General features: G+C 49.5%; 22 protein-coding genes. 14 read left to right on the top strand and 8 right to left on the bottom strand.

Annotated elements, in window-relative coordinates:
- Positions 1–204 precede the first annotated feature (204 nt).
- Positions 205–1023 carry an Fpg/Nei family DNA glycosylase gene (locus ACAW87_RS25080; RefSeq protein WP_370726413.1) on the bottom strand — a complete coding sequence of 273 codons (819 nt, stop codon included), beginning with the start codon at positions 1021–1023 and terminating at the stop codon, positions 205–207.
- A gap of 372 nt (positions 1024–1395) precedes the next feature.
- On the opposite strand from ACAW87_RS25080, the gene ACAW87_RS25075 reads away from it, so the two are divergent.
- The 12 genes from ACAW87_RS25075 (at position 1396) to ACAW87_RS25020 (ending at position 12845) form a co-directional block, all read left to right on the top strand.
- Positions 1396–2835 (top strand): anthranilate synthase component I family protein, encoded by a 1440-nt coding sequence (locus tag ACAW87_RS25075; protein ID WP_370726412.1) that lies wholly within the window; start codon positions 1396–1398, stop codon positions 2833–2835.
- Between the two features lie 54 nt (positions 2836–2889).
- Positions 2890–3456, top strand: coding sequence for an anthranilate synthase component II (locus ACAW87_RS25070; RefSeq protein ID WP_370726411.1), 567 nt, complete (start codon positions 2890–2892; stop codon positions 3454–3456).
- Positions 3457–3498: 42 nt separating this feature from the next.
- A complete protein-coding gene (gene trpD / locus ACAW87_RS25065; protein ID WP_370726410.1) occupies positions 3499–4485 on the top strand; it encodes an anthranilate phosphoribosyltransferase in 987 nt (328 codons plus the stop codon).
- Between the two features lie 4 nt (positions 4486–4489).
- On the top strand, positions 4490–5317 hold the full coding sequence (trpC, locus tag ACAW87_RS25060) for an indole-3-glycerol phosphate synthase TrpC (protein ID WP_370726409.1): 828 nt from the start codon (positions 4490–4492) through the stop codon (positions 5315–5317).
- On the top strand, positions 5314–5958 hold the full coding sequence (locus tag ACAW87_RS25055; RefSeq protein ID WP_370726408.1) for a phosphoribosylanthranilate isomerase: 645 nt from the start codon (positions 5314–5316) through the stop codon (positions 5956–5958). The genes trpC and ACAW87_RS25055 overlap by 4 nt, the downstream gene beginning before the upstream one ends.
- A gap of 3 nt (positions 5959–5961) precedes the next feature.
- A complete protein-coding gene (locus tag ACAW87_RS25050; RefSeq protein ID WP_370726407.1) occupies positions 5962–6423 on the top strand; it encodes a DUF6932 family protein in 462 nt (153 codons plus the stop codon).
- Positions 6362–6646, top strand: coding sequence for a hypothetical protein (locus ACAW87_RS25045; protein WP_370726414.1), 285 nt, complete (start codon positions 6362–6364; stop codon positions 6644–6646). The genes ACAW87_RS25050 and ACAW87_RS25045 overlap by 62 nt, the downstream gene beginning before the upstream one ends.
- Positions 6647–6651: 5 nt before the next feature.
- Positions 6652–7851, top strand: a complete 1200-nt coding sequence (trpB, locus tag ACAW87_RS25040) for a tryptophan synthase subunit beta (RefSeq protein WP_370726406.1) — start codon at positions 6652–6654, stop codon at positions 7849–7851.
- 162 nt (positions 7852–8013) lie between these two features.
- A complete protein-coding gene (trpA, locus tag ACAW87_RS25035; protein ID WP_370726405.1) occupies positions 8014–8799 on the top strand; it encodes a tryptophan synthase subunit alpha in 786 nt (261 codons plus the stop codon).
- Positions 8800–8924: 125 nt separating this feature from the next.
- Positions 8925–9794 carry a glycerophosphodiester phosphodiesterase family protein gene (locus tag ACAW87_RS25030; RefSeq protein WP_370726404.1) on the top strand — a complete coding sequence of 290 codons (870 nt, stop codon included), beginning with the start codon at positions 8925–8927 and terminating at the stop codon, positions 9792–9794.
- An 82-nt stretch (positions 9795–9876) separates the two neighbouring features.
- On the top strand, positions 9877–11421 hold the full coding sequence (locus ACAW87_RS25025; protein WP_370726403.1) for a GH3 auxin-responsive promoter family protein: 1545 nt from the start codon (positions 9877–9879) through the stop codon (positions 11419–11421).
- A 137-nt stretch (positions 11422–11558) separates the two neighbouring features.
- Positions 11559–12845, top strand: coding sequence for a hypothetical protein (locus ACAW87_RS25020; RefSeq protein ID WP_370726402.1), 1287 nt, complete (start codon positions 11559–11561; stop codon positions 12843–12845).
- Positions 12846–12849: 4 nt separating this feature from the next.
- Here ACAW87_RS25020 and ACAW87_RS25015 read toward each other — a convergent pair whose 3' ends face one another.
- The 5 genes from ACAW87_RS25015 to ACAW87_RS24995 form a co-directional block, all read right to left on the bottom strand.
- Positions 12850–13338 (bottom strand): flavin reductase family protein, encoded by a 489-nt coding sequence (locus ACAW87_RS25015; protein ID WP_370726401.1) that lies wholly within the window; start codon positions 13336–13338, stop codon positions 12850–12852.
- Complete coding sequence (locus ACAW87_RS25010; protein ID WP_370726400.1) at positions 13313–14701, bottom strand: MptA/MptB family glycosyltransferase; 1389 nt, start codon at positions 14699–14701, stop codon at positions 13313–13315. The genes ACAW87_RS25015 and ACAW87_RS25010 overlap by 26 nt, the downstream gene beginning before the upstream one ends.
- Positions 14698–16239: a cellulose synthase family protein gene (locus tag ACAW87_RS25005; RefSeq protein WP_370726399.1), complete on the bottom strand. Its 1542-nt coding sequence runs from the start codon at positions 16237–16239 to the stop codon at positions 14698–14700. Before ACAW87_RS25005 ends, ACAW87_RS25010 begins: the two co-directional genes overlap by 4 nt.
- 55 nt (positions 16240–16294) lie before the next feature.
- Positions 16295–17011: a glycosyltransferase family 2 protein gene (locus tag ACAW87_RS25000; protein WP_370726398.1), complete on the bottom strand. Its 717-nt coding sequence runs from the start codon at positions 17009–17011 to the stop codon at positions 16295–16297.
- A 69-nt stretch (positions 17012–17080) separates the two neighbouring features.
- The gene (locus tag ACAW87_RS24995; protein WP_370726397.1) at positions 17081–18154 is read right to left on the bottom strand and encodes a 2Fe-2S iron-sulfur cluster-binding protein; all 1074 of its coding nucleotides are present in this window, start codon (positions 18152–18154) and stop codon (positions 17081–17083) included.
- Between the two features lie 360 nt (positions 18155–18514).
- Between ACAW87_RS24995 and ACAW87_RS24990 the strand changes: the two genes are divergently transcribed.
- The gene (locus ACAW87_RS24990; RefSeq protein ID WP_370726396.1) at positions 18515–22654 is read left to right on the top strand and encodes a putative Ig domain-containing protein; all 4140 of its coding nucleotides are present in this window, start codon (positions 18515–18517) and stop codon (positions 22652–22654) included.
- A gap of 51 nt (positions 22655–22705) precedes the next feature.
- Here the strand turns inward: ACAW87_RS24990 and ACAW87_RS24985 are convergent, their stop codons facing one another.
- Together ACAW87_RS24985 and ACAW87_RS24980 are read right to left on the bottom strand one after the other, a co-directional pair.
- The gene (locus ACAW87_RS24985) at positions 22706–23554 is read right to left on the bottom strand and encodes an N-acetylglucosamine kinase (RefSeq protein ID WP_370726395.1); all 849 of its coding nucleotides are present in this window, start codon (positions 23552–23554) and stop codon (positions 22706–22708) included.
- Between the two features lie 7 nt (positions 23555–23561).
- Positions 23562–23807, bottom strand: coding sequence for a cytochrome b5 domain-containing protein (locus tag ACAW87_RS24980; protein WP_370726394.1), 246 nt, complete (start codon positions 23805–23807; stop codon positions 23562–23564).
- A 107-nt stretch (positions 23808–23914) separates the two neighbouring features.
- Between ACAW87_RS24980 and ACAW87_RS24975 the strand changes: the two genes are divergently transcribed.
- Positions 23915–24367 (top strand): hypothetical protein, encoded by a 453-nt coding sequence (locus tag ACAW87_RS24975; protein WP_370726393.1) that lies wholly within the window; start codon positions 23915–23917, stop codon positions 24365–24367.
- Positions 24368–24424 lie beyond the last annotated feature (57 nt).

Below are 24424 nucleotides of genomic sequence, written 5' to 3'. Positions count from 1 at the left end.
TCCGAACAGAGCCGTTAAGCCCCGCACTGCCGATGGTACTGGTGTCACGACCGGGAGAGTAGGCGGTCGCCACCCCTAGACAACAGAGAGCTGCTTCGCAAGAGGCAGCTCTTTTTGTTGATATATACTGTAGCTAAGAGTTTTTTGAATTTATACAATGCTCTGACAATGAGTTAATTAATTATTTGCTAAGAAAAATATAACTTAGTTGAGTACCTGCTCTTTTGGGCAAAAATAGGTCGTACGACCACCCACTTCAATTACCTCTATTTCAGTACCGCAGCGAGGACAGAATTTATACGCTTGGGGATCTTCGTAGGGTGAGGTATCCCATTGCCGGGCATGAATCAGAAACGAAGGTGGAAAATCGCGGTAGTTGGCTTCTTTGCTAATAGCTGTTTCAAGAACAAGATGAATAGCATCGTGAATAGCCTGAGTTTGATCGTCTGACAAATCTGCACTGATGCTTGACGGATGCACTCTTGCCTGGAAAAGTACTTCGTCCACAATCCAGTTGCCTAGTCCTGCTGTGGTAGACTGGTCAAGTAATACAGGCTTAATCGGAGAGCGACGCTTTCTAAGTTTGTTGGCTAGCGTACCTACGTCAATTGATAGAGCATCAGGGGCTATCTTTTTCAGTTTTAGGTAAGCATCTATGTCTGAAACTAGTCCAACGCGTTCAAATTTGCGAGGGCATACGAATCCCAAACAGAAGCCATTCTTAAAGTAAAAAACGATGCGTGCGTGCCTAGGACGGTCGATGGAGTTGTGATAATATATCAAATCGCCGGTCATACCGAAATGCATGCGGACGATTACTGAGGGATCATCCGTGTAAACGAAGAGATTTTTTCCAACCCGTTTTGTGCCTAATAAGCGGCGATTGTGGAGGCTTTCTTGTAACGTATTGAAATCCGTCGTCAACAGCTTCTTATCTTCTACAGTGATTGAGTCGATTGGCTGATCAAATGAAGTTGCTTCCAAGTAAAGCCGACGCATCTCGACCTCTGGTAATTCAGGCATATAGATTAGTTGAATGTCAGATATATAACCAATCTGTTAGCGTTTGTTCGTAAAAAGTTGCGGTTACAGTTTCAAAATCAGACTGAATAACTATTTTTGTGCTCCAAACCAGGGTGTAGCGCATCTTGGAAGCGATCTACATTCGGGACGTAGAGATCGTGGACGGTCCGCTGCAGTGGTTCAAACCTTGCTACCCCGACATTGATAAAAGAGAACATGAATCTGATTACGAACAAAGCATGGTGGTGGCACTTTTCCTGCAAAGGATGAGGGTTGCCCTGTTGTGTTCTGTATAACACTATATCAAAAGGCTCACCGTCATCCCGGTGAGCCTTTTTTATTGTCCGAACTTCCGTCTAACGCCTTTCTAGAATGACTATTTCGCCTCAATCAATCCAACAGTATTCTGTTCATACCACGCATCGTCGTATGCTGGCTGATATCATCACGCCTGTAAGCAGCTATTTGCGTATTCGGGATAAGTATCCCAATAGCATTTTGCTCGAAAGTGCCGACTACCATGGCAACGACAACAGCTTTTCGTATATCGCGTTTGATCCTGTTGCGCGGTTTACGTACGATGAAGGCATCATCAGCACGGTATTTCCTGGCCAGGAGGAGACACGTAGAAAAGCTGATCCAGACGAGTTAATGCCAGCGCTACGCAATTTCAAAGACCAATTTGCGGCTCCGTCCTCGGGATACTCGTTTATCTCAAATGGTTTGTTTGGCTACTTCGGCTTTCCGGCAGTCGAAGGGTTTGAGGACATTCACCTGACAGCTCCGGTTCCTGAAGAGAATCGTATTCCCGCAGCGGTTTTTCAGGTGTACAGGTACGTTGTGGCGATCAACCATTTCAAAGACGAACTACACCTATTCGAGCATCAATACTTGCAGAATGGCCAGGAACCGGGCAATAGCAGCATTGATGAAGTAGCCTCGTTCTTGACAAGTCGTAACTACGCGCTGTATTCATTTACGACAACGGGTAAAGAAACCTCTAACTTTAGCGACGACGAATTTCGGGGCGTTATTCAGCATGGAATCGATCATTGCCGTCGGGGAGATGTATTTCAGATTGTGTTATCACGGCGCTTTCAAACGCCATTCAGAGGCGATGAATTCAATGTATACCGCGCACTGCGGTCGTTGAATCCATCGCCTTATCTGTTCTATTTCGACTATGGTAATTTCAAGTTGTTTGGCTCATCGCCTGAGTCGCAGATCGTGGTGAAGAAGGGCGAGGCTACCATTTATCCGATTGCAGGTACATTCCGCCGGACGGGAGATGATTTAAAAGATGCTGAACTGGCTCAAAAGCTATACGACGACCCGAAAGAATCGGCCGAGCATGTGATGCTGGTCGATCTGGCCCGTAATGACCTCAGCCGGAACTGCGATGTGGTGAAGGTGGAAACCTTTAAAGAAGTGCAATACTATTCGCACGTGATTCACCTGGTGTCGAAGGTAGTCGGTCAATTGAATGAGGGCGCTGATCCGTTGCAGATTGTGGCTGAGACGTTCCCCGCAGGTACGTTGTCGGGGGCGCCGAAACACATGGCGATGAAGTTGATTGACCGCTATGAAAACCAGAGTCGCGGTTTCTATTCGGGAAGCATTGGCTACATGGGCTTCGACGGTGAGTTCAACCACGCCATCATGATTCGCACGTTCATGAGCCAGAACAATTCGCTCTATTACCAAGCAGGGGCCGGTGTTGTAGCTAAATCAGTGGTCGAAAGCGAACTACAGGAAGTACATAACAAGTTGGGCGCACTACGGGCCGCTATTCAACAGGCAGAAGGAATTTGAAAAACCAAACCTATAAGGTTTCCAAACAACCTTATAGGTTTAAAATGCAATCTCATGAAAATTCTCGTTTTAGATAATTACGATTCGTTTACCTATAACCTCGTCTATATCCTGCGCGAACTGGGTTATCGTCCCGATGTGATTCGGAATGATAAATTAACGGTTGAGGACGCTTCGGATTACGACAAAATCTTACTGTCGCCGGGGCCTGGTATTCCCGATGAGGCTGGTATTCTGAAGCCTTTGATAGCCGAATATGCCCCAACAAAGTCCATTATGGGGGTATGTCTGGGACATCAGGCAATCGGTGAGGTGTTTGGGGCAACGCTCGAAAATCTGGGCGATGTGCTGCACGGGGTTGCCCATTCGGCTTATGTGCTGGATCGGGACGAACCGTTGTTCAACCAATTACCCGATGATATGACCGTTGGTCGCTATCATTCGTGGTCGGTGGTTCGGGATAGTTTACCCGCAGATCTGCTAATTACTGCCGAAGATGAAAACGGCCGGATAATGGGCCTCCGCCACGCCCGGTTCGACGTTCGAGGTGTTCAATTTCACCCCGAATCGGTACTAACAGTTGGCGGCGTCCAAATGATGAAAAACTGGCTGGTATCGTAGAGCCGCAACATCTTGCGGCTCTACATTAATAGACATATTCTTATGAAAGCAATCCTGAATCACCTTTTTGAATATAAAACCCTAACCACAGCGCAGGCGAAAGAAGTGCTGTTGGGCATTACGCAGGGGCAGTACAACCAGTCGCAGGTAGCAGCGTTCCTGACGGTTTATATGATGCGGAGTATTCGCGTGGAGGAACTGGAAGGTTTCCGTGACGCGATGCTGGAACTCTGTTTACCCGTTGACCTGTCGGGCTTCGACGCTATGGATGTTTGCGGCACGGGCGGCGATGGAAAAGACACATTCAATATCTCTACGTTATCAGCGTTTGTCGTGGCGGGGGCGGGCCAGCGTGTAGCCAAGCATGGTAACCACGGCGTATCGTCGTTGACCGGGTCAAGCACGGTGATGGAGCGGTTGGGCTATAAATTCACCAACGATATCGGTGAGCTACAGCGTAAGATCGAAACGGCGGGCATCTGTTTTCTGCATGCGCCCCTATTCCACCCGGCTATGAAAAACGTGGGTCCGATCCGGAAGGAATTAGGCGTGAAAACGTTCTTCAACGTGTTGGGTCCGATGGTTAATCCGTCGCGGCCAAACAAGCAGTTGGTGGGCGTCTACAGCCTTGAATTGGCCCGGCTTTATGCGTACCTTTATCAACAGACAGACAAGCAGTTTATGGTGCTTCATTCGCTGGATGGCTACGATGAAATATCGCTCACGGGCCCTTTTAAGGCTATCACGAACAAAACCGAGCTGATGTTAAATCCAGTCGACATTGGGTTCGAGCGGTTATCAGCCGAAGCGCTGTCGGGTGGCAAAACGGCGGAAGAATCAGCTCAGATTTTTATGAACGTGCTGAACAACGAAGCAACCCCGGCCCAGACGCAGGCCGTACTGGCCAACGCCGCTATGGCACTACTAGCCGCCGGAAAAGCGCCAACCAATGAAGAAGCCGTAGCGATGGCCCGCGAGTCATTAGTAAGCGGCCGCGCCAGACAATCGTTTGATAGATTGATGAACTAGAGAGATGACCATTTTAGATACCATAGTTACCCGGAAGTGGGAGGAAGTTGCTGAGCGGAAAGCGGCGGTTTCAGAAGATGATCTACGGAAGATGCCCCTCTTCGGCCGCACGGTGAATTCGGCGCGGGCCGCGATTTTGGCCCCTGACTCAACGGGTGTGATTTCGGAGTTCAAGCGTAAGTCGCCATCGAAGGGAGTTATCAACGACCGGGTCGATGTGGCAGAGACTACGCGTGGGTACGTTGCTGCGGGTGCAGCTGTATTATCCGTGTTGACAGATGAGCCGTTTTTCGGTGGAACACCGGCCGATTTGCAGGCAGCGCGCGCTGCTAATCCACAAACGCCAATTCTGCGTAAAGACTTCGTTGTCGACGCGTACCAACTTTTAGAAGCTAAAGCGTGGGGAGCCGACCTGGTGTTGTTGATTGCCTCATGCCTGAGTCCCGATCAGATACGTTCATTGAGCGAATATGCGCACGAACTTGGGATGGAGGTGTTACTAGAAGTACACGACGCCGACGAATTGCAACGTTCTCTCTGCGAAAGTGTTGATCTAGTAGGCGTGAATAACCGAAATCTGAAAACCTTCGTCACGGATATTGATACATCGGTTCAACTGGCCAGTCAAATTCCCGATCAGTACGTGAAAGTAACAGAGAGCGGACTGCACGATGCCGAAACAATGGTGCGGTTGCATGAAGTTGGCTACCAAGCGTTCCTAATTGGTGAGGCATTTATGAAAACAGACGATCCGGCAACGGCTTTGCGTCATTTAGTGACCGATTATAAAGAACAACTTGTTACGTCTAAAAACAGTCATCAAATCGTATGAAGATTAAAGTATGCGGCCTACGTGATGCGGCCAATCTGGAACAAGTGGCGGCCCTGAATCCGGATTTTGTCGGCTTTATCTTCTACGATCAATCGCCCCGGTTTGTCGGCGACGATCTGAATGCAGATGTGGTGAAAGCGCTGCCCCGGTCAATCCGGAAAGTGGGTGTGTTTGTGAATGCCAATCCGGAATACATTCTGCGGTCGGTTAAAAAGTATGACCTACAGTACGTACAGCTTCACGGTAACGAAGCACCTGACTATTGCCGGAGCCTTCAGAATCGGGGGGTTAACATCATCAAGGCCTTCCGGGTCGATGGTGCGTTCAACTTCTCGATGGTGAACAACTACAAGGCCTACGCCGATCTGTTTCTGTTCGATGCCAAAGGTGATCAGCCCGGCGGTAACGGACATACCTTCGACTGGAACGTTCTGAAAAATTACGATAACGAGAAGCCGTTCTTCATCAGCGGTGGAATCGGCCTCGACAACCTCGATCAGCTCGACCAACTGAAAGGCATGAAGCTATACGGCGTTGATGTGAACAGCCAGGTCGAAGTATCGCCGGGCGTGAAAGACGTAGCGAAAGTGAAGGAACTCATCGACCGCCTGCGGCCTATTGAAGAGGAGGAAGAAGCGTAGAGAATGATGTTGATTCTAAATGAGAATGGCTTATTGATTCCGGGTGGCTTGATTGATACCTCATTGCATGAAGTTGAAGAAGCGTTTGTTTTTAGTATGCCATTGTCGTCAAATAGATCACAGCTTTTTGATCAACTGTCGAGTTACATAAATGAGGTAAAAGTTATAATTGGAGAGACATTCACGTACTGGCTGGATGGTAGTTTTACTACGAGTAAACTGAATCCGAAAGATGTTGATATCGTTCTATTTGTAGACTACCGAAAGCATCAACAATTCAATAGAGAACTTGATCAGTTACGGTCGGTGCGAAAACCAGTGATAGACAGTTATTTCGTTCCTGTTTATCCATCAGGCCATCGGAATTACAGACTGTATGAGTTGAGTCAAACAGAGTGGTTGTATGTTTTTGGAACGACAAGAGACTACAAAAACAAAGGAATTCTTTCTTTACAGGTACAGTAATATGGAAATGCAGCCATCAACACAGGAACAAGCTTTACGGTTAACCCGGGTGTTGGAGTTAATTGAGCGTAATCGACGGTTGGTAGATGCGTACAAAGCGCAGGCTCCTGATGACCAACTGTCCATTAATCAGTATACAGCATTACACGATTCATATCTGGCTGAATTAGAAGAGTTAATGAAACCATATGGCGTAACGGTACATTACTCAGCAACAGCTTAAAAATCATGCAAACGACACTTGAACCCCAAACCTCCTTTGAGGTGACCGACAAAGGCTTCTACGGCCATTTTGGTGGTGCATTCATCCCCGAGATGCTGTACCCCAATGTTGAAGAGCTACGCCAAAACTATCTGGACATTATTGCCGATCCGTCGTTTCAGGCTGAATTCTGGCAGTTGCTCACCGATTATGTAGGTCGTCCCACGCCGTTGTTTCTGGCTAAACGGCTGTCGGCGCAGGTGGGCGCAACGATCTACCTGAAGCGGGAAGACCTGTGCCATACGGGTGCGCACAAGATCAACAACACCATCGGACAGATTCTGGTGGCGCAACGGCTCGGAAAGAAGCGTATCGTAGCCGAAACCGGCGCGGGGCAGCATGGCGTGGCTACGGCTACTGTTTGCGCTCTGATGGGCCTGGAATGCATCATCTACATGGGTTCGATCGATATCGAGCGGCAGAAGCCGAACGTCGACCGCATGCGGATGCTGGGCGCTGAGGTACGTCCCGCCAAATCGGGCAGTCAGACGTTGAAAGATGCGACCAACGAAGCCATGCGTCACTGGATTAATAACCCGGTCGATACGCATTATATCATTGGCTCGGTGGTTGGTCCGCACCCGTACCCGGATATGGTGGCGCGTTTCCAGTCGGTAATTTCAGAAGAGATTCGGAAGCAGTTGCTGGAAAAAGAAGGCCGCGAAACACCTGATTATGTAGTAGCCTGCGTAGGTGGCGGCAGTAACGCGGCTGGGGCATTCTTCCATTTTCTGGATGAGCCTCAGGTACGTCTGGTTGCCGCCGAAGCCGCTGGGCAGGGCGTGAATACGGGTCATTCGGCCGCTACAACGGCGTTGGGTAAGCCCGGCGTATTGCACGGCTCGCGCACGATTTTGATGCAGACAGAAGATGGTCAGGTAACCGAGCCCTATTCAATCTCGGCAGGGCTCGACTACCCCGGTATTGGTCCGCTGCACGCTCACCTGTTCGATTCGGGACGGGGCGATTTCTACAGCGTGACCGACGATGATGCCCTGAAGGCAGGTTTTAACCTCAGCAAGCTGGAAGGTATTATTCCTGCCCTCGAAACAGCCCACGCACTGGCCGTATTGAACGAAATGCCGCTTAAGAAAGACGACGTCGTTGTCGTTTGCCTGTCAGGCCGGGGTGATAAAGATTTGAGCACGTATACGAAGTATTTATAGTCGAAATGTCATTATGCTTCGCGTCATTCAGTGGTCATTTGCCTACGGCGTCATTAGATAGTTATTGATTGTCTTTACAACGAATGACTACTGATGACGCCGTAGGCAAATGACCACTGAATGACAGCGTAGCGAATGACCACTTAATGACAGCGAAGCATAATGACAATTCTACAAAACCGCATCACCGACCTGTTTTCTACGAAGAGCGATCGGTTGCTCAACGTTTATTTTACCGCAGGTTTTCCCCAATTAAATGACACGCGGACGGTGCTTCGTGGCTTGCAACAGGCAGGCGTCGATCTGGTTGAGATCGGTATGCCCTACTCTGACCCGGTAGCCGACGGTGAAGTAATTCAGCAGAGCAACGGGGTTTCGCTGGAACATGGCATGACCCTGCGCATCCTGTTTGAGCAACTAGCTGACTGCCGTGATGAGATTAGCGTGCCTATTCTGTTAATGGGCTACATCAACCCGGTGCTGCAATTTGGCGTTGAGGCGTTCTGTCAGAAATGCCAGGAAGTAGGCGTCGACGGTGTGATTCTGCCCGACCTACCGTTCGATCTGTACGTGGCTGAATACAAAGAAACGTTTGAACGCTACGGTATTCTGAACATCTTCCTAATCACGCCGCAAACAACAGACGAACGCATACGCTTCATTGACGAGGCTTCGGAAGGGTTCATCTACATGGTGTCGTCAGCGAGCATTACCGGTTCTGTATCAGGCATCAGCGATACTATGAAGGCATACTTTGAGCGAATAGCGGGCATGAATCTGCGGAATCCTCGTCTAATCGGCTTTGGTATCAACAACCAGGAAACGTTCGACACCGCCAGTGAACACGCCAACGGAGCGATTATCGGTAGTGCGTTCGTTAAACATCTGCAGAAAAACGGACCAGGCGCTGAAGGTATAGATGCCTTCGTGAAAGCGATTAGACCATAGTTAAGGGTAAAAGGCCACGTCATAAGCCGGTAACTGTTTGTTAACACGAGCAGCTACCGGCTTTTTTTTACATTTGATCTTAACGTACCTGATAACCGATGCGCGCTTTACTGTTCATACTTTGTATGCTGACAACCTCTTCTCTTGCTGCCCAGCCAGCACGTAGCTACGACTTGCAGGGCCATCGCGGTTGCCGGGGCCTAATGCCCGAAAACACAATTCCTGCTTTTCTGAAGGCACTCGATTTAGGTGTAAATACGCTTGAACTCGACGTGGTGATTAGTCAGGATGGGCAGGTTGTTGTCTCACACGAACCCTATTTCAATTCGGCGTTTAGTACTAAACCAGATGGTGAGCCGGTAACTAAGGCTGAGGAAAAAAATCTGGTTTTGTATAAGATGCTCTATGCCGAAATCAGGCGGTATGATGTAGGATCAAACGGGAACCCGCGCTTTCCGGAGCAACAAAAACAGAAGGTATTCAAGCCATTGTTGAGCGACATGCTAGCAGCAACAGAAGCTTACCGCACCGAAAAGAACCTACCTGCTTTTGCGTACAACATAGAACTGAAAAGCGAAGAATCAGAATATGACCAGAGCCAGCCCCGCCCGGCAGAGTTCTGTAAGCTGGTCAATGAGGTGTTAGTAAAGGCCAACGTACCTGCCAGTCGCATCATCATTCAAAGCTTCGATTTCGCCATCTTACAAGAGTGGAATCGGCAACTTAAGGGGCAAACGGTGCTGCCTGTTCGGCTGGCGGCGCTGGTCGAAAACGTTCGGGGTGTAGACCATAACCTAAAAAAGCTTGGGTTTAAACCCGCTATTTATAGCCCCAATTACAAGCTTATCGGGCGAGAAAGCGTGCAGAAACTGCATCGGCAAGGTATTCAGGTTGTGCCCTGGACAGTGAATAATGTGGTCGATATGCGTAAGATGATCAATATTGGTGTAGATGGTATCATTACTGATTATCCTAACCGTGCAGATGAACTCTAAACCAAGGAGGCAAGGCCCGTGTTTGTACTTAGACTAACAAACGGTTAAGTTTATAATCTAATAGCCTGATCGTACTGCTTGTATGACCTTTCTAAACACGACGCTCAGTTGGCTGCTCAGCCGACGCCTGCCCCGAATCGAGGGGTTAAAGGCCCGGCCCGGCGACGCGCAACAAATCGTATTCCGATCATTGATCGGGCGGGGGCGGCGTACCGAATGGGGGCGAAAACATGGGTACGAAGACATACACTCAGTTCGTGCTTTTCAGCAACAAGTGCCCGTTTCCAGTTACGAAGACCTGTTTCCGTACATTGAACGGATCATGAAAGGTGAGCAAAACGTACTGTGGTCGTCGCCCATCCATTGGTTCTCGAAATCGTCGGGAACAACCAACGCCCGTAGTAAATACATTCCTGTTTCGTCGGAAGCCCTTGATGATTGCCACATCAAAGGTGGTAAAGACATGATGGCGCTTTACATCGCCAACCGGCCCGAGACTCGTGTTTTTGAAGGCAAAGGTTTATCGATTGGTGGAAGCCTGCATGCCAATCCGTATGGTCGTGATAGCGCAACGGGTGATATTTCGGCGGTGGTCATGAAAAACCTGCCTGTCTGGGCTCAGGTTGTGAGAACACCTTCGCTGGATGTGGCCCTGATGGACGAGTGGGAGGCCAAAATCGACCGGATGGCCCAAATTACTGCTCAGGAAAACGTAACCAGCATTTTGGGCGTACCTACCTGGACAATGGTGCTTATTCAGAAAGTGCTTGCCCAAACTGGTAAAGAAAACATTCTGGATGTATGGCCTAACTTCGAAGTATTCGTGCACGGCGCTGTTGCCTTTCAGCCGTACCGAACCCTGTTCAGTGATCAAATTTTTGGTGGTCAAAACGTTGGCTTTCAGGAAGTTTACAACGCGTCGGAAGGGTATTTTGCCATTCAGGACGATATGACCCGGGCCAATGAGATGATGCTTATGCCTGACTATGGCATCTTTTATGAATTTGTGCCCGTAGAAGACGCCGACAAATCATTCCCGAAAGCATACACGATTGAAGAAGTAGAACTGAACCGGAACTACGCGCTCATTATCTCCACCAATGCCGGTTTATGGCGTTACCGGATCGGCGATACCGTTCGGTTCACGTCGTTATATCCGCACCGCATTCGGGTAAGCGGGCGGACCAAGCATTTTATCAATGCGTTTGGTGAAGAGGTGATTGTAGAAAATGCCGAAATGGCCATTACGCAGGCCTGCAAAGTAACCGGCGCAGTAATCTCTGATTATACCGCCGGGCCTATTTACATGCAGCATAACCGTGTGAGCGGGCATCAACAGGGAGGGCACGAGTGGGTGATTGAGTTTGCCCGTGAACCAGGTAGTCTCAGCCATTTTACACAGGTGCTCGACGATACCCTCCGGCAGGTCAATTCAGATTATGATGCCAAGCGCTACCATGATCTGGCGCTAGTGGCACCGGTTGTTCACTCGGTACCCGCAGGTACGTTCTATGCCTGGATGAGGCAACGCGGTAAGGTGGGCGGACAACATAAAGTTCCTCGATTAAGCAATTCTCGCGAGTATGTCGATGATCTGTTGGGTGGTATGAGTTTCCGGTTACAATAGTAGCCCTAAGTTTCTTTATCAGTAGCCTTGTTGTTAGTTTAGCACTTTGGCTTTGATAACGAACTATGGCTGGCTTATTAACTCCACCTACACGCATTGAACAATTCGGTAATAGTAAGTTTTGGCTTGCGATCTTTTTGATCATACCATTCTTCACCTTTGTTTTCCTACTTGTCCGTTACTCCCAAAATATTCCGGCTACTGATGACTTTGTAGCTACGTTACAATTTATTTACAGTTACTTATATACAGATACATCTGACAGCCAGCATATCCGGCTTATTTTTTCGCAACATAACGAACACCGTATTGTCATTAGCCGCTTACTGACGGTTGCTTTTCATGCATTGACAGGCGAAGTAAACCTGGCGCATTTTCTGTTTGTTGATGCTCTTTTTCTGGCCGGCTTATTAAGTGTTCTGGTAATTATTTACAGATCTATCAGCCCATCATTATCCTGGTATCATTATCTGTTGCCCTTCTTGCTGTTGCTGAGTCCGCATTCGTACGAAACGTTTCTGTTCATTTCGGGAGGGTCACAATCATATCCGGTTCTTTTCTTTACAGCCCTGTCAATCTGGCTATTACACCGGGCATCATTGCCCAAATCAGTCGGCTGGTCGGGGCTATTTGGGCTGTCGGTTCTGGCGGCGGGACTAGCCACGTTTTCGTTCGGAAGCGGCTTTTTGGTATGGGCAGGCGGGGCGGCTTTTCTTTTCTTCAAACGCCGAAATAGCTGGCTGTTTATCTGGGGATTAATGGCGTTTCTGGCTATCAGCTATTACTTCATTGATTTTTACCGGCCCAGTAACAATCTGGCCATGACAGACCCATTTGGTACACAACTCATTGCCTTTCTGAAAGGGGTATTGCTCTTTCCAGGTGCTGCTTTCATTGTTCACTGGCCAAATTTTACGGTTGTCAGCATTCAGGTAGTTGTCTGTTATCTGATAGGCTTGGTAAGTTGGGGGTATGTTGCCTACTTGCTGATATCGGGATATGGCCGTCAGAACCCACTTTTGTTTTCGTTATTGGGTATCTCGCTGGCAGTGGGCGTTTTGCTCTCGTTGTCGCGAATCGGTGTGGGAAGCGGGTTTCTGTTTACATCGCGCTATATGGTATTCACCAGCATGACCCCAATTCTGCTGTATGCTATCGCCCTGGATCAGCGGCTTCGTTTGGTCAGAAATGCTAGCTGGTTGCCCATAGGGGCATTTCTGCTGTTTGTCGGTTCACTTTGGACTAATTTGCCCTTTATCGAAGCCATTTACGAAAAGCGACAAGCGGGATTCGCTGAATGGCAACGTACGGGAAAACTAACCCTATACATCGAAGACGACAAACAGGCCGAGGCAGATAAGACACTTAGGCAGGTAATACAGAAAGGGTTATTCCGACCCAACGAAGCGTTGCCATCAGAATAGCCGGTCAACCCCGCACCAGTTTTTTTTCCTTTAGATAATCGTTGGTCAGCACCGTTTTGCCGGGGTTCAATACGACTTGCTTCAGCACTTCACAGATAAAAACGTCGTGGTCACCGCCATCTACACTGGTCAGCACGCGGCACTGAACGTACCCAACCGCTTCGGTTAGGTAGGGACAGCCACGGTCATCAAAAGCATGCGGAAGCCGGGCAAACTTATCAATACTCCGTCCCGACTGACGGCCCAGTTTGCGAATCAGGCCGGTTTGGTCTTGAGCCAGCAGATTTACGTTCAGCAGTCCGCTTTCGCGTACCAGTTCAATGGTGTAATCTACTTTGTAAAGAGCTACCGCCAATCGACTACCACCCAGGGCTGTTTGCATCACCCAGGTGGCAATATTGGCGTTCTGGCGTTTGGTCAACGTACCTGGATCAGCAACCGAGGTGATCGAGTGCACGTCGTAATTTTTATATTTCAGCAGGCGTTTGGGCATGGGTTTGGCGATTGATGAGGTAACGGCGGGTATCTAGAATGAACAGCGCGAATACAGGTCCATATTCCAGGAGTAGCAGTGTTTGATCTTCGCTGACGGGCGTGGTGCGGTAAGCCGAGTAAGAGAGCCAGACCAGTGCTGACCACACCAGTACATACCGAATGCTGTATGCGCGTGAACTGGCAAACACAGAAACGGCTACCAATGATGTGATGTACCAGGGGTGAACTGTGGTGGCCATGATCAGATAAAGTGTCAGCATCCAGAGCGAACGTACCTGAACAGGAAACGATTTGGCAAAAGCCAGCACCGTTAATCCAATGGTGGTCAACAAAGACAGCCATAGTCCAACTCGACCCAGTACATTGTATCCCTGAAGCCAGTAGCCCGCCTGCCGGATCACATAATAGACACTGGCATTGAACTCAAATTTTCGAAAGTAAAGATCAATGCTTTCCAGCATGTTCATCAGCAGCGATACGTTGAAAAAGGGAATGAATAGTACGGCTAAAAATCCGCCGGTGATAAACGCGTAACGCAACCCTTTCTGCCAGCCTATATGCGCTATAACAAGCGGCAACAGCATGAGTGGCAACAGTTTGGTAGCAATAGCCAGTGAAAGCGCTAATGCCGATAACACCTGCTTGTGTTGCTGCCAGTAGTAAACGGCCAGCAGCGTAAAAAAAATCATGACTGCCTCGAAATGAACATTACCCGTCAATTCAAGAATAATCAACGGATTGAGGCCATACAGTAAAGCCAGATTTGGGTTGTGCCCGTTCTGAGTCAATAGCTTCGTCATCAGCCACAACGTCCCCATTTCGGCCAGCATAATGGGTAACCGCAGGGCTATTACACCGCCCGCTGCATTACCCGGCGATAGCCAGGCCGAGAAGGCAAAGAAAAGCTGATTGACAGGTGGATAAACGGTATAGTAATTCGGGGAGTTTAGCAGTTGATACAAGGCCGGGTCGACCTTAACGGCCGGCACGATGCCACCGGCCATCAGCTCAACGGGTAAATAGCGGAATGGGTTAATTCCCTGGAGAAGCAGTTGACCATCCCACATAAACCGCGCATAGTCGTCGGATAACCGGGGCATTGCCAATAACAGCAACAACCTGAAAACGAGCGCCGACCCAAACAAGAAACGATCCGGAGAGGCGGCATGGTCATTCATGCGGCGTAGTATTGGCTGCACGCGTAGGCTATAGCCCCACATCAGCAGCGTATACAGCCCAATCAGCATCGGAAACTGCCCGCGGGGCGTGGTGTAGCCAAGTAATACGAACAGGCAGGCAGAAAGAATAAGCCATCCCCAGCGCGTGGCCGAAGTAGCAAATAGGGTGGGAGTAGAGGTCATGCAACCGCACCAGCCGCGCGACGCTCGGTGTTTGGCAAATCAGAATCAACTGACCGGGGCCGTGCCGACGTACGAACTGTGTGCAGGAGCGAATATACGAACACCATACCGAAGCCCGCCGTTAGCATACAGTGGAAGAACAGCATTCGGTAATCGCGTAGGTAAATTCCCAGCGTAATGCCCCCAACGAAATAGAGTAGCATGGCTCCCTCCAGTAGTGTAAGCCACGGGAACCCCGAGGCCATGTACACATTAGACCGCCAGGTATCCGAGCCTTTCTGCACATTGAATTTCGGTGTACGAACAAAGGGCGTTTTCCGGCCTATGTACCCTTCAATAACGGCGATGGCATTGTGAAGCGACAAGCCCATCATCAGCGATGAATAAGACAAAAAGTACCACGGAAATGATAGTCGATTCTGGGTGTTCGATCGCCAGAATGGGATGCCGTAGAACAGTAGTAGAATGAGTAGATTGACCTGGAAAAAGTTGATCAGGAAATAAACGGTAGCCCATTCGGGGTGAAGGCTACGAATGTATAAAACCGGCACGCTTAAAAATGCCAGCATAAAAACCAGCAAAAAGGTTGAGCTGCTGAAGAGGTGAAAAAAGGCGTGCAGCTTATTGACGACAGGTACGTTGGGCGATCGTAATACGCTCATCATCAAACGGCGTGCACACTCGGCAGCCCCTTTCATCCAGCGATATTGCTGCGATTTCAGGGCCGCCATCGCTACCGGGAGTTCGGCGGGTGACCCGATATCTTCCCGATACACAAATTTCCATCCTTTCAGCTGGGCACGGTAGCTAAGGTCAAGGTCTTCGGTCAGGGTGTCGCTGCTCCAGCCACCGGCGTCATAAATGGCCGCTTTACGCCACACGCCGGCCGTGCCGTTGAAATTCATGAAGAAATCGGCGGCATTACGACCTCCCTGCTCAATAAAGAAGTGGGCATTCAGCCCAAAAGCCTGCAATTGAGTCAACAGTGAGTAATCTTCGTTGAGGTGCGTCCAACGGGTTTGTACAATACCTACCGAAGGCGCGGCAAAATGCGGAATCGTTTTGAGCAGGAAATCAGGATCAGGCACAAAATCAGCGTCGAAAATGGCGACGAACTCGCCCATCGACCGGTCAAGACCGTAGGCTAAAGCACCCGCTTTGAAACCTACCCGCTCGGGTCGTCGGATGAGTTGAATGTTTACGCCGCGTGCCCGATACTCGTCTACTTTCTGTCGGCTCAATTCAATCGAATCGTCAGTTGAATCGTCGAGTACCTGAATTTCGAGTTTCTGGGCTGGGTAAGTCAATGCGGCTACGGCATCAATAAGGCGTTCCACTACATAACGTTCGTTGTAGAGCGGCAACTGAATAGTAACGGTTGGCAGGTTTGCCCAGGCAACAGAGTCAGGTACAACCGTGTCGGCGCGCTGTTTTCTGCCCGACCGCAGGTAGATGACAATCAGGCTCAACTGTCCCAGGTTGTAGGCAAACAACAAGAGGAGCGAAAGGGCGTAAAGCGTAAGAATAAACTGTTCCATACATTCAGACAAAACCGTCTGCTCATGTTCATAGCGTTGATGATCAGTCAAAAAGCTATTTCTCAGCCTTGCGACTATATTTCGCAATCGTACTCAAAATTTTGTAGCCAGCCAATACTGTGCCGCGCAACGTACCTGAGATTTTGGAGTGCCCAATCCGGCGACGATACCGCACGGGGACTTCCACACTTCTAAGGCCAAGTTTTGCCGCTTTCACCTGCATCTCTACCGTCCAACCATAGGTAGTGTCCTGCATATCGATGGCCAGTAAACTCGAATATCGAATAGCCCGGAAAGGCCCTAAATCGGTAAACTGAACATCGTAAAGCAGACGAATAAGGCGGGTAGCCAACCAGTTGCCAAAAACCTGTTGCGGCGTCATTGAACCACGTTGCCGTTGCCCCAATGCCCGCGACCCAATAACAAGATCGGCATCTTTGGCCAAAATAGGGGCAACAACGGTAACCAATTCGGCCGGATAGTCGGAGTAGTCAGCATCGAGGAAAACGATGATGTCGGGTTTTTGTTGGCGATTGTGAGCGTATGCAATTCCCCGCAGGCAGGCACGCCCGTATCCCTGCCGTGGTTCATCTAAAACGGTTGCTCCGGCGGCGGCCGCCTGAACCGCCGTTTGGTCGTTGGAATTATTGTTGACTACAATTACTTCGGCGACAATATCCATCGGAATTTCTCGGATAACATTGCCGACCGAATTTTCTTCGTTGAACGCTGGAATAATAACCAGAATGACGGGGGTAGGTGATGGTTGCACAATCCTATATACGTAAAAATGCCGGTAAAGGTTAACCCTTTACCGGCATCATAGCACAGTGTGCCTGGTTTATTCAATCTCAATCACCACGTTTTTAGAGGCCGGATGAGCAACGCAGGTCAGAATGTATCCTGCTTTTATTTCCGATGCTGACAGGCCGTCTTCTTCATCCAGTTTTACCTCGCCGGATACGCACTTACCCAAACAAGCCGTACACATACCTGCCTGGCAAGAGTAAGGCAGATCGATATCCTGCTCAAGGGCAGCTTCCAGAATGGTTTGATGGGGTTCAACGGCAAATTTATACTCGTTGCCTTCGTATAACACCGTTACATCTTGTATGCTGCTATCTTCATCATCAATGTCTCCTTCCACGACTGCTCCCACGGCCTGCGCCGTATTAGCTGTCTGGAAGCTTTCGCGATGAATTTTTTCGGCCGGAATGGAGAGCAAATTCAGTGCCGAACGTACCTCGTCAATCAATCCGTCGGGGCCACAGAGGTAGTATTCTGCCTGGCGTAACGAGTCTGGTTTATGGGTTTCGAGCAGTTTCAGTAAGTTCGATTGATTGATGCGCCCCGAAAAGCCGGTCCAGTTAGGAGTGGGCTGACTAAGCACGTGGGTTATGGTTAACCGATCGGTGTAAACGCCGGCAATAGCGTCGAGGTGCGCCTTATAAATGATCTGCTCCTCGTTGCGGTTACCGTAGATAAGCCACACTTCGCTTTTTGGTTCTGAATGCAGGATCGACTTCATCATCGAGAACAGCGGAGTAATGCCACTGCCTGCTCCAATGAGTACATATAACCGGCTGGCCGAAGCGGTAAGCACCGGAGTGAACGTGCCCATAGGCTCGAGCGTTTCCAGCACATCACCTTCTTTGAGTCTGTCGCACAGGTAGTTTGACACCAGACCACCAGGCACCCGTTTTACTGTAACCGACAATGATGCGTCGACGTGCGGTGAACTCGACATTGAGTAAGAACGACGTACCTTTTGGTTACCAATCGTCAATAAGAAAGTCAGAAACTGGCCCGGTTGGTAACGAATAACTTCATTGATAGGGTGCCAAAACTGAATGGTGATGGCATCGGGAGTTTCCCGGACCACTTCTTTTACTTTTAGGTAATACCGATTAGCCATGACTGTGTAACGCCCATCAGACAAGCTTTGTTGATGGTTTTTTAATTGCAAATGTCGTGATAAATCAAATAATATAGCGTCGGAAGTAAGTCGCTCGATTACATAGCTTGGGTGTATTTTTGTTGCAAGCCGTACATGTTGTTATCATATGATTTTTCTTTCGTCTCAATTTTTATCTGATTTATTTCCTCGCACGATAATTGTGAAGAAAATAAACAAGGCCTATTCGGATATATATACATTCTTCAGAATAAGGACCTCGCTAACCCAAACCATAAGATTAACTCTGTTCAACCCGGTGACAGCCTCCCGTCGGTTGACCAGGATTAGTGTGCATACAAAAATCCAACTACATTAAATATGCAACAATCTTTTACGATTGGGAGGCGACTTGTGTTCTTGTTTTTTCTGCTGGCAAACTTTACGCTTGCAGTTCCTGTATCAGGTCAGGGGTACGTCGATGATGGAAAGCGGTACGCCATGTATACGCTCTATCACTATGGAGACGTTGATGGTAGCATGCAACGGCGTCAGATCAGAGGTATGGAAGATGCCTTCGCCAATGGTTGTAACTCCGTAGTTATTGGCATTGGCTGGGATGTTTTGCAACCCAGTTTGAATAGTGCTCCCGATTGGGCCTACATTGACCGGTTTGTTGAGGTTGCGCTACGGCATAACGCCAAAATCGCCTTACGCCTGCGTACAGGTCGACGCGACCGTACGGGTTTCTGGCCCGAAGAACAGTCGATGCGGGATACGCGCGGCAAGGCTCTGGAATTGGAAGAAGCAACCCATTTTCGGTTTGGCTACACACCCGCTATTGATAAGGTTCAGGATTTTGCGCGCTCGGTCGCCCAGCGCTACAAGTACCTCAATGATCAGGGGCACCTACTGTTTATGTCAGTCACGTTTAACCCACAGTGGGAAAACGAGTACTGGCATACCAATTATCCCGACCAGTATAAGACCGCCTACGACTATAACCCGCTGACTATCGCTGATTTTCAGCGGTGGGCGCTGGATAAGTACAGCGGTAGCCTTGAGGCGGTAAACAGGGCCTGGGGTACCGACTACAAGTCTATCTCGGCCATTCAACCAACCTATCCGGATGCCAACAACATGGGCGGTTTTCAGGGGAAGCGCGGGCAAGACTGGTATGTCTTTCGTCACATGCAGTTTAAGGCCTTCAATGACCGTTTTACCAGAACGGTTAAAGCAGTAGACCCTACCATTCGTGTTGTTAGCGAACAAGGTAGCGTATATGACGCCAATAGTGCTAACAGGGGCACTTTAGGCTTTAAAAGTCTGGCCGAATTGTCAGACGGTATTAAGGTAAACGACGCGCCAACGTATGTTCATCAGTTTTCGATGGACCTGCTTCGGAGTAACATGAAGCCCGGTGGGTGGGTGATCAACGAAGTCGACGGTATGTCGTTCCGGGAACCGGGCGCTACAGCAGCTTTGGCCGAGCAAATCGAAACAAGCTATAAGTACGGTGCCAAGATCATCACCTTTGCCAACTACTTTCTCGATTATAACCAGGAAACTCAACTTCGGGAGTTACTGGCAGGGATGAAAGCGAAGCGATTACTGGAGCAACCTGTGCCTACCATAACGCCGGCAGGTACAATGACCTATAAGCTCTCGAGTATTATTCAGAGTAACATTTACGAGGCGGGTGTATTTGGTCAGTGGAACGCAATTAGGGGTGGAGGTGAGCAAAAACCAGTGCGCATCTTACTTGATGAGGATGTGCTGACGACGGGCCCGACGCCCACGGAAAACCAACCTCCTACGGTTGCCAACAGAGTGCCAAACCAAACGGCATTGGTTAATAAGTCGTTTTCATTTAAAATTCCAGATAATACGTTTGCCGATGCTGATGGGCAAATTACGTCGGTTTCACTATCAGGATTACCAGTTGGGTTGAATTACAACGCGACTTCGCGCACCATTAGTGGAACGCCGGCTCTGATTGGGTCGAATGAAATCACGATCACGGCCACCGACAATAAGAACAGCAGCGTTACCGATTATTTTGTACTGGTGGTGAAACGGGCTACTCTACCGCTTCAACTGCTAGACCCGGTTGTGAATTGTAGCACCGGTCAGTTTGAGTTTCGATCAACAGAAGGAGATGGGTCGCCCATTGAGTACGCGGCCGATAACCTGTATTCCTGGAACACCCAAACAGTATACACATTACCTGAGCAACTGCGGTCTGGCAGTGGGCTCACTATTCGAGCCCGGCAGAGTGGTGCTGAGTTTTCAATAACCTACAACACCACTTGCCCGGCACCAACGCAGAATAAGCCGCCAGTGGTGAATATTCCGCTTGGCGATCAGGGTACGGACGCCGGTAAACCCTTTATCATTATACTACCGGCAACCATGTTTACTGACCCCGACGGCACAATTGCCTCGATCAGTATGTCGGGTTTGCCTTCGGGTATTACCTATTACCCGTCTAACCGGGTGCTCGAGGGTACCACAAGCAGCGTAGGCGTTTGGCCGATTACCATTACGGCCACTGATAATCAGGGAGCAACGGTAACAACCACCTTCAAATTTACGGTAGGTGCCGCGCCAGTAGAAAAACTATTGAAGTTACTGGACCCAGTGCTGGACTGTGCAACCGGCCGGTTTGAATTTCGATCGGCAGAAGGCGACGGAACACCCGTAGAATATGCCGCTGATGATCTGTATTCGTGGAGTACGCAATCGGTGTATACACTGGTTGACCAATTCCGGTACAATAAACGATTAACGATCAGAGCCCGGCAAAGCGGCGTAGAGCAGACATTGTTTTACACCACTACGTGCTCGGTTGCCAACAAAGCGCCCGTAGTTAATGTGCCGATAGCCAATCAATTGGGCACCGTGAACAAAGCAGTGTCGGTGCTGATTCCTACAGGTACGTTCTCTGATCCTGACGGCCAAATTGCGTCGGTATCGGTTAGTGGTCTACCAGCTGAACTAACCTATGATGCTACAACGCATTTGATTACCGGCACAGTAGCTAATACCGGTAACTGGACCATCACGGTGGTAGCAACCGACGACAAGGGAGCAACCGTGTCAACAACATTTACGCTCACTATTGGGCTGGATACAAAACCACTCCGCTTGCTTGAGCCATTACTGGACTGTGCTACGGGTTTGTTTGAATTCCGGTCAGCCGATGGTGATGGGTCGCCGGTAGAATATAGCATCGATCGACTAATAACGTGGACAACGCAATCGTCATTCACGTTGGCAGAAGCGCAGCGAAGAGGTGATCAACTCGATATTAAAGCGCGGCAAAATGGCCAGGTTGTTTTTTCTGTTTTCTACCCGGCCTGTCCGTTACCAAACCAGGCGCCAACGGTGAAGAGGCCGATTATGAACCAAACCCTGACGCAATTTCTGAATACCACCCTGGTTGTGCCGGCAGGTACGTTTGGTGATGCCGACGGCACCATTGACTGGATTGGTCTGACAGGCTTGCCGCCGGGTCTTACCTTCGCTGCTAATACGCTTATAATTAGTGGTGCACCAACCTTAACCGGTACATGGACTGTTACGGCTACCGCTACCGATAACCGGGGGGCTACGGTCTCCACTACGTTTATGGTATCGGTAATTGCGCAGCAGAAACCGCTTCGTTTGCTGGCTCCGGTACTGGATTGTAACACAGGTAGGCTGGAATTTAAAACCGCCGACGGCGACGGAACCCCCATCACGTACAGCATCGATCAGATTCTTAACTGGACCAGCCAACCGGTGTATACGCTGGCTGAAGGACCCCGTTATGGCACATCGCTCATTCTGAGAGTACGACAAAGTGGCGGTGAGCAAACAATGGCCTACACAACTACCTGCGAGCGACCCAATAAGGCGCCTGTTGTAGCGGCTGCGTTGGCCAATCAGGTGCTGACGGTCAATGTGCCCGCATCGATAGCCATACCGGCAGGTACGTTCACAGACCCCGATGGAACCATTGCCTCGGTAACGCTCACAGGCCTACCGGTTGGGCTGAGTTATGACCCCGCCAAGCGACTGATTCAGGGAACGCCAACCCTGATAGGAACCAGCCCGGCTGTGGCCAAGGCAACAGATAATGGCGGTGCTTCAGTGAGTGACACGTTCCTGATCACTGTGCGGGTAGCCCCTCGGTTTGCGGTGACAACCACGTTGCTCGATGCACAGGGTAAGGTGTTGAAAGACCTGATCGATGCCGATTTGCTCGATAGCAAGAAGATGCCTGTGCTGGCCAACCTGAGTTGTCAGCCTAAGGTAACAACGGGTAGTGTATTGATGGAGTTAACCGGAAAAGCGCGTCGTACCGTGTATGCTAATGCTGCACCTTATCTGCTGTATCCGTCGGGACAGGGTTTTAAACCGGAGGTTGGTTCATACCAGTTCAAAGTGTCGGTATTCTCTGGACCCAACGGCACAGGTACGTTGCTGGGCACAAGCACGGTTCGGTTTGATGTCGTGCTCGCTAACGAAGAAGGGTAACGCGGATCAGAACATACAAAGTTTATCATGCCTGAACCTTGCATATAAGGTTCAGGCATGGTAACTGACCAGCCCATCGATAGGAACCTGGACAAATTGGCCCGGTAGCAGTTGATGGTCTGTCAGTACCTCGCGAAGCCAGTCGGCAAAATAGTAAGCAACCGACCCAACAAAATGGATAGGCGTCTGGTCATATTCAGGCATTCGTAGCACGTAGAGTTGCACAAAATCAGTGAAGGCCGCTCTAACTAGTTCGCGTACGAATGCATGGCTGCGATGGGCCGACAGGAAGGGTACGAAATGCGCAAAATAGCGGTTGGGATAGGGCTTGTTATACGCATGGTCCAGCACCGTTAGCCGGTCCAGCGGAAACTGATCGGTAAAGGCCTGGTAAAGATCGGGGGGGAGTTGGCCGTGTAAAAAAGCCGTAACCAGGCGTTTTCCCAGATTACCGCCACTACCTTCATCGCCCAACCAGAAACCCAGCGCGTAACTGGGCGTTGTGAGTTGATGACCATTAAAAAAGCAGACATTAGCGCCCGTACCCAGAATGCAGACAATACCTGGCTCAGTACCGGCTGCTCCTCTGGCCGCCCCCAGCATATCACTGGCTACGTTGATGGTTGATTCGGTTGGCAACGTAGCTTTAATGGCATTGGCCATGCGGTCGTTACTGGCTGGTCCAGTGCAGCCTGTACCGTAGAAATGCACAACTACACTGGTTGTCAGTGGCGGCAGATTAGGTAGTAACTGTGTCTGTAAGGTTTGCCTGAGCTGGTCTTCATCCTGAAAATAAGGATTTAGCCCGTCAGTGCGAATAGCTACTGTTGGCTGACCGTCGACAACCAGCCGCCATTCTGTTTTTGTAGAGCCGCTGTCGGCAATTAGTATTGCATTCATTCGTTAGTTAGATAAGAATCCCTACGGCTTTAAACCGTTGAAAGACAAGCTCAGTATGGGGGGCGTCGGCCAGTTCGTCGGTGAGATCCTGCCCGGCCCAATGCTCGTAATGTTTGCCGTTTCGCCAAAGTCTCGACGTACCTACGTCATAAATCAGACCCTGATAGGCGCACCATATTTCGTCGCGGTCATTGCCATTACGCAGGGCAAGTTGCGATCGTGAATAGTGGGGTAAAGTAGGTGGAAGTACCATAGGGTGTACCGTTTAGTCAACTCGTGCAAAAATAACAGGAAGTACCTTTGTCAATTTACTGATTATACATGTACCTTTAACGTTCGAGTCAGATGCAAAAAAGGCTTATGAAAAAGACACAATATACCCTCCTGCTTGCGCTTAGCACCGTATTCTATGTCCTGACAGGATGTGGGAAAAAAGAACCTGTTGTTCCGGTAGCTGACCGGATCAAAAATAATTACGTGGCCGCATCTGTACTCGAAGGCAGCACAACTGTGTATACAGCAGGTGGTGCTTCGAACACCAAACCCGGTTACTCACAGTTCAGGCTGAATTTAGCCAGTCCGCCAGCCGTAACCTATACCGCTCTAGACGGCACCGTTTTCACCGGCACCTATGCCGTTGTGGGCGATAACCAAATCGTTTTGAGTAGCTTGACACCGCAGCCTACCGGTACGAATGGTACAATTACGTTTACTATTTCAGAACTGGCCGACGGCACCGTGACGCTTACTCGCACAACGCCCGACCAGAAAACAGGCAACACAACAAACGTATACCGGTTGAGGAAGAACTAACCAACCGCAACTTATTCTATACTGAAGCCGTTCCGTTAAACTGGAACGGCTTTTTTG

The organism is Fibrella aquatica, from assembly GCF_041321135.1.
GTDB classification, from domain to species: Bacteria; Bacteroidota; Bacteroidia; order Cytophagales; family Spirosomataceae; genus Fibrella; species Fibrella aquatica.
Note: the sequence above shows the minus strand (reverse complement) of the source record. Positions and strands in the feature narration are given on the sequence as shown.

What these genes read in the sequence shown, in the direction of transcription:
- ACAW87_RS25080 (WP_370726413.1), bottom strand. Translation starts at nt 1,023, where the DNA reads ATGCCTGAATTACCAGAGGTCGAGATGCGTCGGCTTTACTTGGAAGCA.
- ACAW87_RS25075 (WP_370726412.1), top strand. Translation starts at nt 1,396, where the DNA reads ATGACTATTTCGCCTCAATCAATCCAACAGTATTCTGTTCATACCACG.
- ACAW87_RS25070 (WP_370726411.1), top strand. Translation starts at nt 2,890, where the DNA reads ATGAAAATTCTCGTTTTAGATAATTACGATTCGTTTACCTATAACCTC.
- trpD (WP_370726410.1), top strand. Translation starts at nt 3,499, where the DNA reads ATGAAAGCAATCCTGAATCACCTTTTTGAATATAAAACCCTAACCACA.
- trpC (WP_370726409.1), top strand. Translation starts at nt 4,490, where the DNA reads ATGACCATTTTAGATACCATAGTTACCCGGAAGTGGGAGGAAGTTGCT.
- ACAW87_RS25055 (WP_370726408.1), top strand. Translation starts at nt 5,314, where the DNA reads ATGAAGATTAAAGTATGCGGCCTACGTGATGCGGCCAATCTGGAACAA.
- ACAW87_RS25050 (WP_370726407.1), top strand. Translation starts at nt 5,962, where the DNA reads ATGATGTTGATTCTAAATGAGAATGGCTTATTGATTCCGGGTGGCTTG.
- ACAW87_RS25045 (WP_370726414.1), top strand. Translation starts at nt 6,362, where the DNA reads ATGTTTTTGGAACGACAAGAGACTACAAAAACAAAGGAATTCTTTCTT.
- trpB (WP_370726406.1), top strand. Translation starts at nt 6,652, where the DNA reads ATGCAAACGACACTTGAACCCCAAACCTCCTTTGAGGTGACCGACAAA.
- trpA (WP_370726405.1), top strand. Translation starts at nt 8,014, where the DNA reads ATGACAATTCTACAAAACCGCATCACCGACCTGTTTTCTACGAAGAGC.
- ACAW87_RS25030 (WP_370726404.1), top strand. Translation starts at nt 8,925, where the DNA reads ATGCTGACAACCTCTTCTCTTGCTGCCCAGCCAGCACGTAGCTACGAC.
- ACAW87_RS25025 (WP_370726403.1), top strand. Translation starts at nt 9,877, where the DNA reads ATGACCTTTCTAAACACGACGCTCAGTTGGCTGCTCAGCCGACGCCTG.
- ACAW87_RS25015 (WP_370726401.1), bottom strand. Translation starts at nt 13,338, where the DNA reads ATGCCCAAACGCCTGCTGAAATATAAAAATTACGACGTGCACTCGATC.
- ACAW87_RS25010 (WP_370726400.1), bottom strand. Translation starts at nt 14,701, where the DNA reads ATGACCTCTACTCCCACCCTATTTGCTACTTCGGCCACGCGCTGGGGA.
- ACAW87_RS25005 (WP_370726399.1), bottom strand. Translation starts at nt 16,239, where the DNA reads ATGGAACAGTTTATTCTTACGCTTTACGCCCTTTCGCTCCTCTTGTTG.
- ACAW87_RS24995 (WP_370726397.1), bottom strand. Translation starts at nt 18,154, where the DNA reads ATGGCTAATCGGTATTACCTAAAAGTAAAAGAAGTGGTCCGGGAAACT.
- ACAW87_RS24990 (WP_370726396.1), top strand. Translation starts at nt 18,515, where the DNA reads ATGCAACAATCTTTTACGATTGGGAGGCGACTTGTGTTCTTGTTTTTT.
- ACAW87_RS24985 (WP_370726395.1), bottom strand. Translation starts at nt 23,554, where the DNA reads ATGAATGCAATACTAATTGCCGACAGCGGCTCTACAAAAACAGAATGG.
- ACAW87_RS24980 (WP_370726394.1), bottom strand. Translation starts at nt 23,807, where the DNA reads ATGGTACTTCCACCTACTTTACCCCACTATTCACGATCGCAACTTGCC.
- ACAW87_RS24975 (WP_370726393.1), top strand. Translation starts at nt 23,915, where the DNA reads ATGAAAAAGACACAATATACCCTCCTGCTTGCGCTTAGCACCGTATTC.